At 72.9% G+C, this 18,875-nt stretch carries 12 protein-coding genes; 8 read left to right on the top strand and 4 right to left on the bottom strand.

Going from position 1 to position 18,875, the window contains the following annotated elements:
• Positions 1-90: 90 nt before the first annotated feature.
• Entirely contained in the window at positions 91-1,404 is a 1,314-nt protein-coding gene (locus tag IEY93_RS25550; protein ID WP_229691467.1) for a PP2C family protein-serine/threonine phosphatase, read from the bottom strand.
• Positions 1,405-1,768: 364 nt separating this feature from the next.
• Between IEY93_RS25550 and IEY93_RS25545 the strand changes: the two genes are divergently transcribed.
• Together IEY93_RS25545 and IEY93_RS25540 are read left to right on the top strand one after the other, a co-directional pair.
• A complete protein-coding gene (locus IEY93_RS25545) occupies positions 1,769-5,962 on the top strand; it encodes a HAMP domain-containing protein (RefSeq protein ID WP_189165661.1) in 4,194 nt (1,397 codons plus the stop codon).
• Positions 5,962-6,588: a response regulator gene (locus IEY93_RS25540; RefSeq protein ID WP_189165735.1), complete on the top strand. Its 627-nt coding sequence runs from the start codon at positions 5,962-5,964 to the stop codon at positions 6,586-6,588. The genes IEY93_RS25545 and IEY93_RS25540 overlap by 1 nt, the downstream gene beginning before the upstream one ends.
• A 117-nt stretch (positions 6,589-6,705) precedes the next feature.
• Here the strand turns inward: IEY93_RS25540 and IEY93_RS39610 are convergent, their stop codons facing one another.
• Positions 6,706-9,342 carry an NYN domain-containing protein gene (locus IEY93_RS39610; RefSeq protein ID WP_307837611.1) on the bottom strand — a complete coding sequence of 879 codons (2,637 nt, stop codon included), beginning with the start codon at positions 9,340-9,342 and terminating at the stop codon, positions 6,706-6,708.
• A 235-nt stretch (positions 9,343-9,577) separates the two neighbouring features.
• Between IEY93_RS39610 and IEY93_RS25525 the strand changes: the two genes are divergently transcribed.
• Positions 9,578-10,114, top strand: a complete 537-nt coding sequence (locus IEY93_RS25525; RefSeq protein ID WP_189165660.1) for an orotate phosphoribosyltransferase — start codon at positions 9,578-9,580, stop codon at positions 10,112-10,114.
• Between the two features lie 25 nt (positions 10,115-10,139).
• Here IEY93_RS25525 and IEY93_RS25520 read toward each other — a convergent pair whose 3' ends face one another.
• Positions 10,140-10,616: a hypothetical protein gene (locus tag IEY93_RS25520; protein WP_189165659.1), complete on the bottom strand. Its 477-nt coding sequence runs from the start codon at positions 10,614-10,616 to the stop codon at positions 10,140-10,142.
• 84 nt (positions 10,617-10,700) lie between these two features.
• On the bottom strand, positions 10,701-11,393 hold the full coding sequence (locus IEY93_RS25515) for a DedA family protein (RefSeq protein WP_189165658.1): 693 nt from the start codon (positions 11,391-11,393) through the stop codon (positions 10,701-10,703).
• A gap of 251 nt (positions 11,394-11,644) precedes the next feature.
• Between IEY93_RS25515 and fbaA the strand changes: the two genes are divergently transcribed.
• The 5 genes from fbaA (at position 11,645) to IEY93_RS25490 (ending at position 18,817) form a co-directional block, all read left to right on the top strand.
• On the top strand, positions 11,645-12,667 hold the full coding sequence (gene fbaA / locus IEY93_RS25510) for a class II fructose-bisphosphate aldolase (RefSeq protein WP_189165657.1): 1,023 nt from the start codon (positions 11,645-11,647) through the stop codon (positions 12,665-12,667).
• 187 nt (positions 12,668-12,854) lie between these two features.
• Complete coding sequence (locus IEY93_RS25505; protein ID WP_189165656.1) at positions 12,855-13,529, top strand: hypothetical protein; 675 nt, start codon at positions 12,855-12,857, stop codon at positions 13,527-13,529.
• A gap of 49 nt (positions 13,530-13,578) precedes the next feature.
• The gene (locus IEY93_RS25500; RefSeq protein WP_203968837.1) at positions 13,579-14,703 is read left to right on the top strand and encodes a class I SAM-dependent methyltransferase; all 1,125 of its coding nucleotides are present in this window, start codon (positions 13,579-13,581) and stop codon (positions 14,701-14,703) included.
• Complete coding sequence (locus tag IEY93_RS39430) at positions 14,700-16,901, top strand: glycosyltransferase (RefSeq protein ID WP_189165655.1); 2,202 nt, start codon at positions 14,700-14,702, stop codon at positions 16,899-16,901. Before IEY93_RS25500 ends, IEY93_RS39430 begins: the two co-directional genes overlap by 4 nt.
• A 215-nt stretch (positions 16,902-17,116) precedes the next feature.
• The gene (locus IEY93_RS25490; RefSeq protein WP_189165654.1) at positions 17,117-18,817 is read left to right on the top strand and encodes a glycosyltransferase family 2 protein; all 1,701 of its coding nucleotides are present in this window, start codon (positions 17,117-17,119) and stop codon (positions 18,815-18,817) included.
• The last annotated feature ends 58 nt before the right edge of the window (positions 18,818-18,875 follow it).

Raw genomic sequence — 18,875 nt, 5'->3', positions numbered from 1 at the left:
GGAGGAGGGAGGGTGAGGAACGAGCCCGTACGACGAACGAAGGACGCCGCCTCAAAGGCGCCACGAGCCGCCGAGCGTAGCGAGGCCAAGCTATACAGCTCGGAGGACGAGGATGGCGAGGTCGTCGGCACTGGGCTCGATCGCGAAGTCCTGGACGGCGCGGCGGATGCGCTCGGCGACCGCGCGGGCGGACAGGTCGGCGCACTCGGCCAGGAGGCCGGCCAGGCCGCCGTCGTCGTCCAGCAACCGGTCGCCGGAGCGGCGCTCGGTCACCCCGTCGGTGACGCCGAGCAGGACGTCGCCCGGCGCGAGGTGGACGTGGTCGGCGGTGAACTCGGCCTCGGGGAAGACGCCGAGCAGCGACTGGGAGGTCACCACGGCCTCGACCGCCCCGCTCGGCCGCAGCCGCAGCGCCTCGGGATGCCCGGCGGAGATCAGCGACAGGTCGAGACCGCCGGCGGTGCGGCGGATCTCGCCGTGCAGCAGGGTGAGGAACCTCGCCCGCTCGCCCTCTTCGAGGATCGCGCGGTTGAGGCGCGAGACGACGGCGGCGACGTCGTACCCCTCGCGGGCCAGCAGCCGCAACGTGTGCCGCGCCAGGCCGGTGACGGCGGCGGCCTGCGGGCCGGTGCCGCAGACGTCGCCGATGGCGAACCGCCAGGTGCCCTCGCCGGTGGAGAACAGGTCGTAGAAGTCGCCACCGACCTCGTTGTTCTCGCCGGCCGGCTCGTACACCACGGAGTAGTCCAGCCCCGGGGTCTCGGCGGGGGTGCCGGGGGGCAGCAGGCTGCGCTGGAGGGCACGGTTGGCGTCGGCCTGCTGGGCGTACAGGCGGGCGTTGTCCATGGCGAGGGCGGCGCGCCGGCCGAGGTCTTCGGCGAGCTGGGCGATGTCGTCCGGGAAGCGGCCGGAGCGGCCGAGGCACATCACGCCGAGGCTGCGCCCGCGGGCGACCAGGGGGAAGGCCAGGGACTGCCAGTCGCCGAGCTGGATCGGCATCGGGGTGAGGTTCTCCGCCGAGGGGATGGTGACCTCGGCCAGCTCACCGCGCAGGTCGTCGATCTGGAACTCGTCGGCGTGCCAGAGGTAGGCGAGCTCGGGCGGGCCGCCGTCGGAGCCGGGGGTGTAGACGGCGCACCAGGTGGCCAGGCGCGGCACCACGATCTGGGCGATGAGGGCGGGCACCATGTCGGGGTCGAGCGTCCCGGCGAGCAGGTCGCTGGCGTCGGCGAGGAAGCCGAGCCAGCCGGGCCCCTGGGAGGTGCGCCGTCCCGCCCAGTCATCGGCGGTGCGGGCCATGCCGGTGCCGCCGGGCAGGCGAAGACGGGCCCAGCGGGTGCGCAGCGCGCCGTCGAAGCTGACCCCCCAGTCGGTCACCGCCTGAGATGGCGGGGCCACCGGCACGGTCTGGGTCTCCTTCTCTCGCACCTCAATCTGGAGCGAATCCCCCTGATGGACCCATACAATGTCAAAAGGGACATCGCTCGTCTCAGAGACCAGATCTTCGGTCAGTCTCTCGGCCTCCGAGAGGATGGGCACGGCGGCCCACGCGGTCAGCACCTCACGGGTGAACCGCGCCGCCTCGGGTAGGGCCGTTCTGCCGGACGCGAAGGACGCGGCCAGCACACCCCGGGAAGAACTTGTCATTACACCGTGCTTACCACAGTCGACTGTCACACGCGGTCGATCGACAGGGCGACCGCACAACGTCCTTCATGCCAGACTGGCACTACTCCGCATCCCGCCCGAACAGCGTGAAGGAGGCTTCATGAAGGGTACCCCTACCACGGGGACCGGTTCGGAGCGGTCCTATACCTATAGCGAACCCGATCTCCTGCCGTTCCTGGAAACGCTCATGGCCTGGCGCGATGGCGACTTCCGCAAACGGGTGCCCTACGCCCCTCCGGGGGTTCTCAGCGAGGTCAGGCTACTGCTCAACGAGGTGGCGGATCGCCGCGAGCACCTCGCCAACGAGCTGATCAGAGTCAGCCGCGAGGTCGTCAAGGAAGGCCGCTTCAGCGTCCGCCTGGTGGCCGGGCCCGGCGTCGGCCTGTGGTCCGAGAGCGTCCACTCGGTGAACGACCTGATCGACGCGCTGGTGAGCCCGGTGAGCAGCGCGGCCGACGTCCTCGACGCCGTCGCGCAGGGCGACCTGTCCCAGCGGCTGGACGTCGGGCGCACGGCCAAGGGCGATGTACGGCGGCTCGGCAAGGCCATCAACGGCATGGTGGACCAGCTCGCCCTGTTCAGCTCCGAGGTCACCCGGGTCGCCCGCGAGGTCGGCTCCGAGGGGCAGCTCGGCGGGCGGGCCAACCTGCGCGGCATGTCCGGTAGCTGGCGCGACCTCACCGAGGCCGTGAACACCATGTCCAGCCGGGTCTCCGCGCAGGTCCGGGACATCGCCGTGGTCACCACCGCGGTGGCCAGGGGCGATCTCAGCCGCAAGGTCACCGTCGACGCCGTCGGCGAGATGCTGGAGCTCAAGAACACCGTCAACACCATGGTCGACCAGCTCTCGGCGTTCGCCGAGGAGGTCACGAGGGTCGCCCGCGAGGTCGGCACCGAGGGCGAGCTGGGCGGCCAGGCGCGGGTGCGGGGCGTGTCGGGCGTCTGGAAGGACCTCACCGACAACGTCAACGTCATGGCGAGCAACCTGACCAGCCAGGTGCGCGGCATCGCCACCGTGGCCACGGCGGTCGCCCAGGGCGACCTGTCCAAGAAGTTCACCGCGGACGCGCGCGGTGAGATCCTCCAGCTCAAGACCACCCTCAACACCATGGTCGACCAGCTCTCGCTGTTCGCCGACGAGGTCACCCGCGTCGCCCGCGAGGTCGGCACCGAGGGCCAGCTCGGCGGCCGGGCCGAGGTCAAGGGTGTGTCGGGGGTCTGGAAGGACCTCACCGACAACGTCAACTCGATGGCGAACAACCTGACCTACCAGGTGCGCAACATCGCCCAGGTCACCAAGGCCGTGGCCGGCGGCGACCTGTCCAAGAAGATCGACGTGGACGCCCAGGGCGAGATGCTGGAGCTGAAGTCCACGATCAACACCATGGTGGACCAGCTCTCCTCGGTGGCCTCCGAGGTGAGCCGCGTGGCCCGCGAGGTCGGCTCCGAGGGTCAGCTCGGCGGCCAGGCCCAGGTCCACGGCGTGTCCGGGGTCTGGAAGGACCTCACCGACAACGTCAACTTCATGGCCAACAACCTGACCTCACAGGTGCGGCAGATCGCCGCCGTCTCCACGGCCGTGGTGCAGGGCAACCTGTCCAAGAAGATCACGGTGGACGCGCAGGGCGAGATCCTGCAGCTCAAGGACACCGTCAACACCATGGTCGACCAGCTCTCGCTGTTCGCCGACGAGGTCACCCGCGTCGCCCGCGAGGTCGGCACCATGGGCCAGCTCGGCGGCCAGGCCCGCGTCCGCGGGGTGTCGGGCGTCTGGAAGGACCTCACCGACAACGTCAACTCGATGGCCACCAACCTGACCTACCAGGTGCGCAACATCGGCGAGGTCACCACGGCGGTCGCCCGGGGCGATCTGTCCAAGAAGATCGACGTGGACGCCCAGGGCGAGATCCTGGTGCTGAAGACGACCATCAACCGCATGGTGGACCAGCTCTCCTCCTTCGCCTCCGAGGTGACCCGGGTGGCCCGCGAGGTGGCCTCCGAGGGCCAGCTCGGCGGCCAGGCCCGCGTCGGAGGCGTCCAGGGCACCTGGAAGCAGCTCACCGAGAGCGTGAACGAGCTGGCCAGCAGCCTGAGCACGCAGGTGCGCGCCATCGCCGAGGTGACCAGCGCGGTCGCCCGCGGCGACCTCACCCGCTCGATCACCGTCGAGGCGCAGGGCGAGCTGGCCGACCTGAAGAACAACATCAACACGATGGTGTCGAACCTGGTGAACACCACCAAGGCCAACCAGGAACAAGACTGGCTCAAGAGCAACCTCGCCCGCGTCTCGCGCCTCATGCAGGGCCACCGTGACCTGATGGAGGTCGGCAAGCTCATCATGAGCGAGCTGACCCCGCTGGTGTCGGCCCGCTACGGCGCGTTCTACATGGTCGACAGCCCGGCCGACAACGAACTCAAGCTGATCGCCGGGTACGGCGTGCGGCCGGGACGCAGCGCCCGGCAGAGCTTCATGTTCGGCCAGGGCATCGTCGGGCAGGCCGCCTCCGAGGGCCGGCCGATCGTGCTGGACGACGTCCCCGCCGGCTACCTGACCATCGACTCGGGGCTGAGCCACTCCACGCCCGCCCAGATCGTCGTGCTACCCGTCCTGTTCGAGAACCAGGTGCTCGGCGTGCTGGAGCTGGCCTCGTTCGGCCGGTTCTCCGAGGTCCACCTGGCCTTCCTCAACCAGTTCGTCGAGACCATCGGTGTGACGATGAACACCATCATCGCCAACTCGCGCACCGAGGGCCTGCTCACCGAGTCCCAGCGGCTCACCACCGAGCTGCGCGAGCGCTCCGACGAGCTGCAGCGTCAGCAGGAGGAGCTGCGCCGGTCCAACGCCGAGCTGGAGGACAAGGCCGCGCTGCTCGCCAAGCAGAACCGCGCCATCGAGATCCAGAACTTCCAGATCGAGCAGGCCCGCCGCACGCTGGAGGAGCGCGCCGAGCAGCTCGCGGTCTCCTCGCGCTACAAGACCGAGTTCCTCGCGAACATGTCCCACGAGCTGCGCACACCGCTGAACAGCCTGCTGGTGCTGGCCAAGCTGCTGACGGAGAACGCCGAGGGCAACCTCACCGCCAAGCAGGTGGAGTTCGCCCGCACCATCCACGGGGCCGGCTCCGCGCTGCTCCAGCTCATCAACGACATCCTCGACCTGTCCAAGGTCGAGGCCGGGCGCATGGACGTCCACCCGCAGCAGCTCTCGCTGCCCAAGCTGGTGGAGTACGTCGAGGCGACCTTCGCGCCGCTCGCCCAGGACAAGGGGCTGTCGTTCACCGTCGAGGTCGAGCCGTCGGTGCCCGAGGAGCTGCACACCGACGAGCAGCGCCTGCAGCAGGTGCTGCGCAACCTGCTGTCCAACGCGGTCAAGTTCACCCCGGCGGGCGAGGTGCGCCTGCGGATCAGCCAGGCCGACGGCGGCGTGCCGTACGTCGACCGTACGCTGCACGACAAGCAGGACATGCTGTCCTTCTCGGTGGTGGACACCGGCATCGGCATCGCCCCGGACAAGCTGGAGATGATCTTCGAGGCGTTCCGTCAGGCGGACGGCACCACCAGCCGCAAGTACGGCGGCACCGGGCTCGGCCTGTCGATCTGCCGCGAGATCGCCCGCCTGCTCGGCGGCGAGATCCACGCCATGAGCGAGCCGGGCAAGGGCAGCACGTTCACCCTGCACCTGCCGATCAGCTACAGCGGCCCGCTCGAGGGCAGCAGCGGCGGCGCGGCGGTCACCACGAGTGACGGCCGGCCGTACGCCGACGGTGTCGGCCGCGCCGATGCCGCCGAGCTGTCCCAGGTGACCGACCTCGGCGAGGCGGTGCGCCTGCCGTCGCTGTCCGAGGGCGTCACGAGCCAGGTATGGCAGGGCGACGACCCGCTGAACGGCGCCAAGATCCTGATCGTGGACGACGACATCAGGAACGTCTTCGCGCTGACCAGCGTGCTCGAACGGCACGGCTCCACCGTGGTCTACGCCGAGAACGGCCGTGAGGGCATCGAGCAGCTCGAACGCAACGAAGACGTCGCGCTGGTGCTGATGGACATCATGATGCCCGAGATGGACGGCTGGGCCACGACGTCGGCGATCCGCCGCATGCCGCAGTTCGCCGATCTGCCGATCATCGCGCTCACCGCGAAGGTCATGCAGGGTGACCGGGAGAAGAGCATCGCCTCCGGGGCGTCCGACTACGTACCGAAACCGGTGGACGTCGACCGGCTGCTGGAGCGCCTGCGCGGCTGGCTCACGCGGGGCCGGGTGCCGTCGGGTGACGGAAAAGAAGGGCGCGGATGATGCCGGACCGAGCGAAGATCCTGCTGGTCGACGACCGCGAGGAGAACCTCATCGCGCTTGAGGCCATCTTGAGCTCTCTTGACGTGGTGGCCGTGCGGGCGCGCTCCGGTGAGGAGGCGCTGAAGCACCTCCTCGGCATCGACTTCGCGCTCATCCTGCTGGACGTGCGGATGCCGGGCATGGACGGCTTCGAGACGGCGGCGCACATCAAGCGGCGCGAGCGCACCCGCAACATCCCGATCATCTTCCTCACCGTGGTCGACAGCGCTCCCGACTACGCCTTCCGCGGGTACGCCGCGGGCGCCGTCGACTACCTCACCAAGCCGTTCGACCCCTGGGTGCTCCGGGCCAAGGTGTCGGTCTTCGTCGAGCTGTACAACATGAACCGCCGGCTCGCCGAGCAGGCCGCGTTGCTGCGCGAGCGGCTGTCCGTCGAGTTGCCCGACGGCGTGGGCGCCGAGGTGCTGCCCGAGCTGTCGCGGCGCCTCACCGCCGTCGAGCACGACCTGGCCCGGGTCGAAGAGCTGGTCGCCCAGGCGAACGGCAGCACCTCGCTGGCCGGGCCGGTCAAGGACCTCACCGAGCGCGTCAACCACCTGCGCGCCGGATTCGACGCGCTCTCCTGACGACCTTGTGACGCGACGGCCGGGCGGCCGGCCGCCGCCCGGTTCGTCCTTCGCCGGCGCCGTGGCCCGCCACCCGCGCCGGACGATCAGCGCCGGAACGCCGCGGAGACGCCCGGCTCAGCGGCGCGCGCGTTCCAGGGCGTCCCAGAAGCCCCTGCGCAGTGCATGGCGCACCTCGTCGTGCAGGAGGAAGTCGATGGGCAGCGAGGAGCCCTGGAGCAGCCGCGCCTCCAGGTCGGAGGGCATGCGCGGCTTGCGGGCCAGCACGGCCTCCAGCCACAGGGCGGGGGCGTCACGGGCGACCGACTCGCCGAAGTCGTGGCCCTCCTTGTGCGCGGCCTTCACCGCGTCGGCGAGGGTGGTGGTGCCGGGCGTGCTCGGCGGCACCGGCGCGGGCTGCGGGCCGGTGTACGGGCCGAGGTGCGGCGCGGGGTAGGGCGGCGGGCTGGACGGGCCACCGGAGCCGCCAAGGGTGTACTGCGGCGGGACGGGGGCCGGCATCGGGCCGGTGGGCGGGCCCGACTGCCGCGGAGCGGCATGCGAGGACGAGCGGCCCTCGTACCCGGAATGGGCGGCGGGCAGGGCGGGCGTGGCGGAGCGCTGCGCCCCACCGGAGGACGGGCGCGCGGCGGGCCCGTGAGCCCCTGAAGCGTGCGAACCGGTGCCGTGCGAACCGGTGCCGTGTGCACCGGTGCCGTGCGCGCCGGTGCCGTGCGCGCCGGTCGCGTGGGCACCGCCGGTGTGCGCCCCGGCGGGCGGGCCGGCGAGGCCGCTCTCGCGGGCCGGGCCGGGTGAGCCGGGAGAGCCCGGCGACCCGGCGGGCGCCTGGCCGCCGGAGGAGGCGGGGCCGGAACGTCCGGCGGACAGGCCGGTGTCGGCGCCGGAGGAGGAACCGGACGTCGCGGCCCGGCCGGAGCCGGAGGAGCTCCCGGAGCTCCCGGAGTTCGCCGAACCCGCTGAGCCGCTCGGCCGGGACAGGCCGGTGACGGCCGGGAAGCCCATGGTGAGGCCGCCGCCGGGCCCCTCGGGCACGATCTCATCGGCCCGGCCACCCGACGACGCCAGGCCGCTGGAGGCGAGACCCGTCCCTGGGCCGGAGGGCGCGCGGGTGGACTGCGCACGCGAGTCGCTCACTCGGGAGGCCGGCTGCTCGGCGCCGTACGAGGACGAACCGAACGAGCCCGTGCCACCCCCGCTCGCGGCGAAGGCACCGGTGGCGGGGGGACCCTGAGACCCGGCGTCCCGCACGCCCTGCCCGAGTGCGGACGGCTGGTACTCGGGTTCGGCGGCGTACTCAGGACCGGGCGTGTAGTCGGTGCCGGGCTGGTACTCCGGGCGCGCCGCGGCCTGGTGGTCGCGCTCCTGCCCGGCCGCGGGCCGGGAGTACTCGCCTCGCGGCTGTTGTCCGTTGACGGGCCGGGAGAACTCACTCGGCGACCGCTCGCCCGTGACGGGCAGGGAGTACTCCTCCGATGACCGCCGGCCCGTGGCAGGCGGGGAGAACTCCTCCGGTGACCGCTGTCCGGTGGCGGGCGAGGAGTACTCCTCCTGCGGCCCCTGGCCCGGCGAGGGAGTGGCGTAGCCCGCCCGCGGCCCCTGCCCGGCCGGCGCGCCCGCGTAGTCGGCACCGGAGTAGTCGGGACGGGATGCCGGGGCGGCGGAGGCTCCCGGACGGTCGGCGCCGTGCGCGCTGTGGGCGTCGGAGCCGCGCGAGCCCAGGCCGAGGGACGGAGCGCTCAGGTGGCCGTCGCCCTGCCCTGTGGGTGAGCCGGCGCCGTGCGCGCCCTCGCCCGCTGGGGGCGCCGGGTGCTCGGAGCCGCCCTGGCCGGGAGCGCCGGGATGACCGGGGGCCTGACCAGGGACGAGGCCGGGCGCGTCGGAGCGGAGCGCCCCCTGCCCCAGGCCGACCGGCGCGTGCGACCGCTCGTACGGGGACGGGCCGGGGGTCTCAGGACCGGGCACGTCGGGTGCCCCCTGGCCGAGGGTGCTCGCGAAGGTTCCCTCGGGGTCGGCTGCGGCGTTGGGGCCGGAGGCCGGGACGGGAGGGGCGGCGGAGACCGGCCCGTGCCCGGACGGCACCGGCACGGGGCCCGCCGCCGGGGACGGCGGACGGCTCGGCTGCCGGTCGAGCCGGGTGTCGTGGCCGCGGCCGTTGGCCAGCGGCTGCGCGAGCCGGCGTCCGTTCCCCGCGATGCCACCGCCCTCGGCGGCGATGTTGCCGGTGACCAGGTTGACGTAGGGCCGCAGGTGACCGCTGCCGATCTCGATCAGGTCGTCGCACTCCTGCTGCAGGGTGCGCGACACCGTCCAGCCGCCCTCGGCCGCGATGTGGATGACGGTGACCCGGATGCCGAGGTCCTGGGCGTCGCTCACGACCTGCGCGAGGTCCTCGTCGCCGCTGACCACGACGGCGTCGCAGATGGCGTTGTTGCGGGCCAGGGTCATCAGGTCGCGGTGGACCTGGGCGTCCACCCCTTCCCTGCGGCCGGGCCGGATGCGGGCGAGCCGCAGCTTGAGGCCGGGAAGGTCGGCGAGCGCGTCGTGCTCGGGCGTGCGCCTGCCCTCGACGGTCGCCTCGTACCAGTAGCAGCGCAGCAACGGCAGGCCCGTGCGGTCGCGCGCGAGCGTGGACAGCAGGTCGAGCAGACCGGGATAGTCCCAGGCGACGGCTTCGCGATGGCGGGTCCCATGCACGGCCATCGCGCCGTCCGCCAGCAGATGGCCAGCGTCCACGAACAGCGCGCAGCGATCCACGCGACACCGCCCTTTCTTCATGACCCGGGTCCGGTGGCGGCCGAACCCCGGCCCTATCTCAGGGTAATGAAGCCACTGATCGTGCGAGGGTGAATCCCGGCGATTCGGCCCGCGCCTGACCATATGCAGGAACGTTCATGGCAGACCGTATCAGTTTGCGCCCTATTCCCGACCTGGGGTGATAAACGAGTGGCCGGGCAGTCGTCGCGAATCGGACCTCTCTAGGCTTGCCCCCATGAGCGATCGTGGGAATCTGCTGGATGAGATCAAGAAAAAGGGCGTGGTGCACGGCCGGGTGGTGCTCTCCTCCGGGCGCGAGGCCGACTGGTATGTGGATCTTCGGCGCATCACGCTGGACGGCGCCGCCGCCCCGCTCGTGGGCCGGGTGATGCTGGACCTGACCGAGGACCTCGGGTACGACGCCGTCGGCGGGCTGACGCTCGGGGCGGACCCGGTGGCCGCCGCCATGCTGCACGCCGCCGCCGCGCGCGGCCGGACGCTGGACGCTTTCGTGGTCCGCAAGGCGGGCAAGGCGCACGGCCTGCAGCGCCGCGTCGAGGGCCCGGACGTCGCCGGCCGCCGGGTGCTCGCCGTCGAGGACACCTCGACCACCGGGTCGTCGGTGCTGACGGCGGTGGAGGCGCTGCGCGAGGCCAGGGCCGAGATCGTCGGTGTCGCGACCATCGTCGACCGCGGCGCGGCGGCGGCGATCGAGGCGGCCGGCCTGCCCTACCGCACGGCCTACACCCTCACCGATCTCGGTCTGGACTAGGTCACCGGCCAGCGCCGCCGCGCTCTCAGGAGGAGACGTCGCGCTTGACCTTCATGGTCAGCCGTTCCCCCGGCTTGCCGGGGGGACGCGCCACGCCGTTGACCTCGACGTACACGGTGGAGGCGTCGCCGAGCACGACGTCGAGAGCCCGCTGGAAGTAGGCGGCCTGCTGGCCGCGGCGCAGGTCGCGGTCCTCCACGATGTCGCCGCCGGTGATCCGGACGAACAGCGGGCACAGGTCGGCCTGGCACTCGACGAGGACGGTGGGCACTTCGGACCCGGGTGAGGAGATCGGGCCCGCCGGGGACGGGGACGCGGGCGGCGCGGTGACGTCCGGGCCGGACTCGGCGACCGCGGCGGTCGGCGACGGCACGGCGTCAGAGTTCAGCGAGCCCACCAGGGACACTCCGCCCAGCGCGAGCAGCGCGAGCAGCACCAAGATCGCCAAGCCCACCAGCAGCAGGCGGGCGAAGCCGATCGGGTCGGAACTGTGGCGTCCCACATACCGGAGAGTAGCGCCTGCGCGTCCGGGAGAGGCCCCTCGAACAGGACTTTCCCTGCGGGCCCACCTATCGGGAAGGGTGGGCTAGAGCGGAGTGGTGTCCCGGTGGTGGCGGCCGCGCGGCTCGGCCACCGGCGCGGCCTTCGCCTCCTTGCGGCCCTTGAGGATCTCGCGGATGATCGGGATCACCGACAGCAGGACGATCACCGCCGCGCCGGGCAGGATGTAGCGGTCGACGTTGGGGATGGTGCTGCCGGCGAAGTACCCGAAGAGCAGCAGCGACTCGGTCCACAGCAGGCCGCCCACGACGTTCCACAGGAAGAACCGGGACGTGGGCATGCCGAGCATGCCGGCGACCGGGTTGAGGAACGTGCGGACGATCGGGATGAACCGCGCGAGCACCACGGCCTTGGACGGGCCGAACTTGGCGAAGTAGTGCTCGGCCTTCTCGACGTACTCCCGCTTGAACAGCCGGGAGTCGGGCCGGGAGAACAGCCGGGGGCCGGTCTTGGCACCGAAGTAGTGGCCGAGCTGGGCGCCCGCGATGGCGCACAGCGGCGCCGCGATGAGCAGGACGGGCAGCGGGAAGGGCGCGTCGAGCCCGACGGAGGAGGCCACCGCGGCGGACGCTCCCATGCCCGCGACCACGAGCAGCGAGTCACCGGGCAGGAAGAACCCGACGAGCAGCCCCGTCTCGGCGAATATGATCGCCAGGATGCCGATGAGCCCGAAGGTGACGATCCACCACTGGGCGTCCAGAAGATTCGCGAGGTCCATCACGCACGAGGGTACCGCTGACAGAGCGGTCCGGAGTGCGAGAGGGTGGGTCCGGGTAGAAAACCCGTGATGGCCGGGCGGCCTCGCGTGTCGCGGCTAGCACGCTCCGCGGCGGGAATCAAGGGGCGCAGGCGGGAGAACAAGAGCCGTGCTCCTCCTTCCTGCACCGCCGCTGCTTGGGAATACTTGCCCATTGGGCGCTCCAGCCCCGCTCTGCCAGCCGATTCGCTGCTTCTAGGGAGATGACTCCGATGCCCATCGCGACCCCAGAGGTCTACGCCGAGATGCTCGACCGGGCCAAGGCCAATGGTTTCGCATACCCGGCGATCAACGTGACCTCCTCTCAGACGTTGAACGCCACCCTGCGCGGTTTCGCCGAGGCCGAGAGTGACGGGATCATCCAGGTCTCGACCGGCGGCGCCGAATACCTCTCCGGGCAGTCGGTGAAGGACATGGTGACCGGGGCCGTGGCCCTGGCCGAGTACGCCCGCGCCGTCGCGGCGAAGTACCCGGTGAACATCGCCCTGCACACCGACCACTGTCCGAAGGACAAGCTGGACGGCTTCGTGCGCCCGCTGCTGGAGATCTCCCGTGAGCGCGTCGCCCAGGGCAAGGACCCGCTGTTCCAGTCGCACATGTGGGACGGCTCGGCCTGCCCGCTGGACGAGAACCTCCAGATCGCCCGCGAGCTGCTCGAGAAGGCCGCCGCGGTGAACGTCGTCCTGGAGGCCGAGATCGGCGTCGTCGGCGGCGAGGAGGACGGCGTCGTCGGCGAGATGAACGAGAAGCTGTACAGCACGCCCGAGGACGCCCTGGCCACCGCCGAGGCGCTCGGTCTCGGCGACCACGGCCGCTACCTGCTGGCGGCGACGTTCGGCAACGTGCACGGCGTCTACAAGCCGGGTCACGTCAAGCTGCGCCCGAGCGTGCTGAAGGACATCCAGGACGTCGTCGGCGCCAAGCACGACCAGGAGAAGCCGTTCTTCCTGGTGTTCCACGGCGGCTCAGGCTCGACCCTGGAAGAGATCCGCGAGGCGATCTCCTATGGCGTGGTGAAGATGAACATCGACACCGACACGCAGTACGCCTTCACCCGCCCGGTGGCCGATCACATGTTCCGTAAGTACGACGGCGTGCTGAAGATCGACGGTGACGTGGGCAACAAGAAGGAGTACGACCCGCGTTCGTGGGGCAAGTCGGCCGAGGCCGGCATGGCGGCCCGCGTGGTCACGGCCTGCGAGGACCTGCTGTCCGCGGGCAACAAGATGGCCTGACGCCGCTCTGACATCCGGGTGATCTTGTAGTCGAAGCCGCCCTGACTTTGGAACGGGCAGGCCGGTGGCCTGCCCGTTCCATGGGAATTTCCTGAGAAATGCGAGAAAAGAGATGGGCTGGAGGTTGTCGCAGCAATAAGTGGTTAGCATGAGCTGAATGTTCGGCTCCTACCGATCGCGACCAAATGTGGGCGGTCCCATCGGGAAGTGGGACGCGCGCACGATCCAGCGGCCGCTGCCGGCTTCGCCGCCCGGCCTGGACGAGGTGCGCCGGTCCCCGCTCACCGTGCCGTGGTGCGCCGGCGAGCCCGAGAGCCGGACGTCCGGCCCACGGCCGGGCCACCTGAAGTGGCCGGTGGCCGGCGGGCTCCCTCATCCGCTTTCCCGGCAGGACGCCATCGCACGTCGCATGGCCGCCCTCCTCGCGCCCGGCCCCGGCGGCGCCGGGCCGCACCCCGGCGCCTTCGACCTGAACGACCCGCACGTCCGCCCGCACGGCGACGCCCCGTACTTCTCCGCCCGCATCCACCCCCGCACCCGGCTGGACGGCGGCCCGCTGCGCGCCGACGGATCGGCCTGGGCGAACCTGCCGGTGATGACCACGCCACGCGGAGACGAGAGGCCGTTCCGCGAGGTCGGGCACCTGTCGCCCGGCACCGCCCGGCGCACCCCCGCCGCCGGGCCCGTCCGGCCGGCCGCCGAGGCGGGCGAACCGCGATTAGCGGCCATCCCGCACGACCCGGATGCGTGTGCTGAGCGGGCGCGCCGGTCCGGCCCGCTCCACGTCCTCACCTGGGCGAGCATGCTCGCCCCCCGGCGCGGCGAGTACGGCTCCCGCGTCTCCTGGGAGCCCTTTACCTGACCCTGCATAGTCTGGGATCCCCTGCCTGAAACATCCAGAAAGGGAACATATGCGGACATTATCTCCACGCCACCTGCTGATCTTCGGCGCCGCTCTCACCGCCGCGGCCGTGATCGCACTGGTGTCGCTGTCCGCTGCGGGCGCCGTTGAACCCATCGCCGCCGCCGGGCTGGCCGTCTCGCTCCTGGTCCTGGCCACGGCCGCCGTCACCGCCGCCGCCCTGCGCAGGACCGATGGCAAGGCGCTGCGCATCGACGCGCGCACCAAGCGCCAGGAAGCCTCGCTGGCCAGGGCGGAGCAGAGCCTCGCCCGGCTCACCGCCACCGTCGAAGGGCTCACCGGCAGGCTGGCGGACGCCGCGCGGGAACAGTCGCGTCCCGTCCTCGCCGCCCTCGGCGAGGACCGCGTCGAGCTGACCGCCCAGGCCGCCCGCGTCGAGCGCCTCGCCGGCGCCGTGACCCGCGTCGAGAAGGCGGTGACCGCGCTCGGCGGCAGCGTACGGGACGGGCACAAGGAGCTGGCCAGGTCCGCCCGCCAGGACTACGCGCAGCTCGAGGCGCTCATCGACCTGCGCGCCCTGCTGCGCCCACGGGCGCCGCTGCCCCGGCTGCGCGGCTGGGCCGCCTCCCCCGACGTGCTGCGCCTGCTCGTCGAGCGTGTCGCGGCCGAGCACCCCAAGATCATCGTGGAGTGCGGGAGCGGGGCGTCGAGCGTGTGGCTGGGCTACGCCGTCCAGCGGTTCGGCGGCGGGCGCGTCGTCGCCCTGGAGCACGACGAGCGCTACGCCGAGGCCTCCAGAGACCTCGTCCTCGCCCACGAACTGCAGGACGTCGTCGAGATCCGCCACGCCCCCCTCGTCCCCTGGAGTCCTGCCGGGGCCGAGCAGGCGGAGAGCTTCCCCTGGTACGACACCCGGGCGGTGGAGGATCTGCACGGCATCGGCCTGGTCTTCGTGGACGGCCCGCCCGGCGCCACCGGCCCGTTCGCCCGCTACCCCGCGCTGCCGGTGCTGCTGCCCCGCTGCGCGCAGGACGCCTGGTTCGTCATGGACGACACCGCCCGCGCCGACGAGCGCGAGATCACCGACCGCTGGCTGCGCGAGCACCCCGAACTGACCGGCGCCGCCCACCCCGCCGAGAAGGGCGCCATCATCCTCAAGCAGGCCCCCCGATGACCACCACGCTCGCCCCGGCCGGGATGACGGCCGAGCTGGCCGCCGCCGGCGGGAAGGTCGCCGTGGCCGTCGCCGGGGTGGAGCCCGCGGACCTCGGCGGCCTGCTTCCCGGGCTGGCGTACGAGGCGGCCGACGTGGACGACATGGCGCCGCACCCGTTCGCCACCGACGACCCGGCGGCCGTCCTGGTCGTCGCGCGCACCCCCACCGACCTGCGCCGCGCCGTGACCGTCGGCGGCGGGCTCCCCTCGGCGCCCATGGTGGGCGTGATCGTCGTGGAGTCGCCGCCGTGGTGCGACGCGCCCGGCGTGCCGCTGTCGCCGAGCCTCGGCCGCCGTTTCCTGCGGGACGTCGGCGTCTCCCGGTACGGGGCCACCGGCTGGCGGGTCAAGGCGCGCTTCTCCGAGCCGCAACCGGCCGGGGAGGTCGCCGCGGCCGTGGCGCGCAGCTTCGGCGGCCACCACCTGAGCGGCTACCCGCTGCCGATGGCCGGGCTGGCCGGGCCCGGCCTGGCCGGCTGGCGGCCCGGCGACCCCAACGTGACCTTCACCGGCCCGCGCGGGCCCGCCCCGGACCGCTCGGGCGTGACCGGCGCCGACCTGGCTCTCCGCGCCACCCCGCCGGACGCCGCCCCCGGCTCCGGCTCCGGCTCCGGCTCCGGCTCCGGCTCCGCAACAAAATCCGGCCTCGCCCCTGCCGCGAACTCCGGCTCCGCTGTCGCGCAGGCCTCGGGCCCCGGCTCCGGCACCGCGCAGGTCATGGACTCCGGTCCGGACTCCGCAACCTCGCCCGCCGGCGGTTCCGGCCCCGGCTCGGCCGTCGCGCCGGCCACGGGCTCCGCGCGGCACGATGACGGGCCGGCGGGCGGCGAGGCGGAGGCGTGGCTCGACGAACGGGTGCCCGCGATCGACCGGCCGTCCGCCCTCACCTGGGAGCGCCTCGGCTCCCCCGGCGGCTACCGCGCCCTCGGCGCGGCCGTGTTCGCCCCCGAGGCCGTGCCGCCGGTGGACGAGCGCTCGGTGAACCCGCAGGGCTTCCGCAAGACGCCGACCCGGCCGGTCGCCGACCTCGTCCAGCACGACGGCCGGTGGGAGGTCCGGCTGGAGGGCCGGACCCTGGTACGGCTGCCGGCCTCCGGCGGGGTCACCGACGCCGACGTCGGCCGGCTGCGCCGATTGAGAGGCCTGCGGCTCACCTGGCGTCCCGCCCACACCGGGCCGATCGCGGCGGTCCGCGCCGTCGTCGGGCTCGCCGCCGCCGGGGTGCCGCTGCTGTCCGCCCCGCCGCCCGGATGGGCCGCGCGAGCACTCGGGCCCGAGCTGGCCGCGCTGCTGCCCGCCGCCACCGAGGCGGATCTGGCCGACGACCTGCGGCGGGAGGAGCACAGCGTGCTGCTGCGCCGCACGGCCCTCACGCTGCACGGCACCACCGCCCGATGGCGCGAGCTGGCCGCCCGCGCCAGCGTCGCCGTTCCCGCCCCGCCGGCCGTCTCGGTCATCATGTGCACCCGGCGGGCCGAGCTGGTGCCGTTCGCCCTCGGCCAGATCGCGCGGCAGCGCGGCGTGGACCTGGAGGTGATCCTCACCCTGCACGGGGTCCCGTCCGGCACGCCCGAGGTAGCCCGGGCCGTCGCCGCGTTCGACCGGCCGATCACCGTGGTCGAGGCGGACGCCGGGCTGCCGTTCGGCGTCGTGCTCAACCGGGCGGCCGGCCACGCGACCGGCTCGGTCCTCGCCAAGTGGGACGACGACGACTGGTACGGGCCGGACCACCTGGCCGACATGACGCTCGCCCAGGCCTACTCGGGAGCCGAGCTGGTGGGCGCCGCCTCGGAGTTCTTCTACTTGCAGCAACTCGACATCACCATCCGCCGCGACTGGACCAGCGAGACGATGTCCAACCACGTGGCGGGCGGCACGTTCGTGGTGTCCCGGTCGGTGTTCGAGGCGCTCGGCGGCTTCCGGCCGGTGCCGCGCTCGGTGGACGTCCACTTCTTCCAGGACCTGATGCGGGCCGGCGGCGCCATCTACCGGACGCACGGCCTGGGGTTCGTCGCGCGCAGGGCCGCACGGGGCGGGCACACCTGGCAGGAGCCCGTGGGGTACTTCCTGGCCAGGGCGAAGGAGCAGTGGCGGGGATTTCGGCCCAGCCGGCTGATGGAGTGCGACCGAGCCGACCGATGGAGTGGAAGCAAGTGACGCAGCGACCTCAGCCGCCATCCGAGCCGACCGGCCGGACAGGGGAGCCCGAGCGGGCACGGCGCTCCGAGCCGTCCAGCCGGCCGACGGCGACCGGGCCTACCAGCGCGGCCGACGGGACCAGGCGGTCGGGGCCGGCCGGTGGCGCGGGGGCTTCGGGGCCGGACACCGGATCCAACGGGACGCCGGGGGCACCCGGAAGGGTGGCCGGGCCGGTGGGGACGACCTGGCCGAGGATCCGGCACAACGACTACGGGGTGCTCACGCCGCCCGAACCCGGCGCGTGGACGCCCCGGCTGACGGTCAGTGTGGTGATCGCCGCGTACGGGCACCAGGACAAGCTCGACCTCACCCTGGCCGCCCTGGCGGCGCAGAGCTACCCCCGGCACCTGATGGAGGTCATCGTCGTCGACGACGGCACCTCCCCCGCGCTGCGCCTGCCCGAGATCGTGCCGGACAACACCCGGCTGGTCACCACCGAGCCGGGGTCGCGCGGCCGGTCCAACGCCCGCAACACCGGCCTCGCCCTCGCCGGCGGCGACGTCGTCCACTGGCTGGACGCCGACATGGTGACCTTCCACGACGAGGTGGAGGCGCACATGCGCTGGCACCACCTCGCCGGCTACCTGGTGGTCATGGGGTACGTGCGCTACGTCGACCACCGGCCGGGCGCGCTGCGCCCCGCCGAGGTGCACGCGGCGGTGAGCGCCGCCGCCACCGAGAAGCTGTTCGACGAGGCCGCGAGCGAGCCGCACTCCTGGATCGTCGACCTCGCCGAACGGACCGACGGGCTGCGCACGGCGGGCGACGCCGCCTACCGCGTCCACGTGACCAACGCCGCGTCGGTGAACACCCGCCTGCTGCGCGCGGCCGGCCCGCTGGACACCGGGCTGGTCCTCGGCGAGGACACCGAGCTCGGCTACCGGCTCGCTCAGGAGGGCGCGGCGTTCGTCCTCGCCCCCGAGGCCCGCAGCCGGCATCTCGGCGCCTCGATGATGATGCGCGACGGCGATCAGGTCCGCCGCTACAACCAGGTGTTCGTGCCCGACCACATCCCCGTGATGCGCTGGCGGCGCACCCACCCGCGCCGCCAGTGGCTGGTGCCGTACGTGGATGTGGTGGTCGAGGCGGCGGGCGCCTCGTACGACGACCTGCGGGCCACCGTGGACGGCCTGCTCGCGAGCACCCTGAACGACATCCGGATCACGCTGGTCGGGCCGTGGGAGTCGGTCCGCGAGGACCGGCGCAACCCGCTGGACAGCCCCCTGCTCGACCTGCTGATGGTGCGCGGGCTGTACCGCGGCGAGCCGCGCGTGCGCTTCGCCGAGAGCGTGCCCGAGACCGTCGCCCCGGTGCCGTACCGGCTGCTGTGCCCCGCGGGGTGGGTGCCCGGGCCCGAGACGCTGCGGCGGCTGGTGCGGCAGGCGGTAGAACGGGGCGACGGGCTGGTCAGCGTGGCCCTGGACGAGGCGGACGAGGTCATCGCGGCCCGGCTGGAGCGCACCGCGGCGTTCGCCCGCGCCGCCCTGGTGCGCGCCGAGGGCGAGTCGCTGGACGCGGCGGTGGACGACGTGGCGGGCACCCGTTGGGTGGACGGCGCGAGCCTCGGCTTCCTGGCGGCCGCCGACGCCGAGCCGCCCGAGCGCGGCAAGACGGACGACCCCGCGCTCACCCGCGAGATCGCGCGCCTGCGCGCCGAGAACGCCCGCCTGGCCGACCGGCTCGCCGCGCTGACCGGCGGGGCCGCGGAAGGCGCCCAGGACGGCCAGGACGGCCGGATCGAGCAGAACGGGGCGGGCCGGGACGGGGAGCAGGGCGAGCGCGGCGGCGATCGAGGCGGGGAGGGCGGCGGGCGGACCCGTCCGGTCGTCTCCCCCCGGCGTGGCGCCCGAGCCCTGCTCCGGCGGCTGCGGTGACCGGCGCGGGCGGCACGGCAGGCGGTCTTTCCCGCGGCGTGCGCGCAAGGTCACACCG

The organism is Sphaerisporangium melleum (genome assembly GCF_014646695.1).
Taxonomy (GTDB): domain Bacteria; phylum Actinomycetota; class Actinomycetes; order Streptosporangiales; family Streptosporangiaceae; genus Sphaerisporangium; species Sphaerisporangium melleum.
Note: the sequence above shows the minus strand (reverse complement) of the source record. Positions and strands in the feature narration are given on the sequence as shown.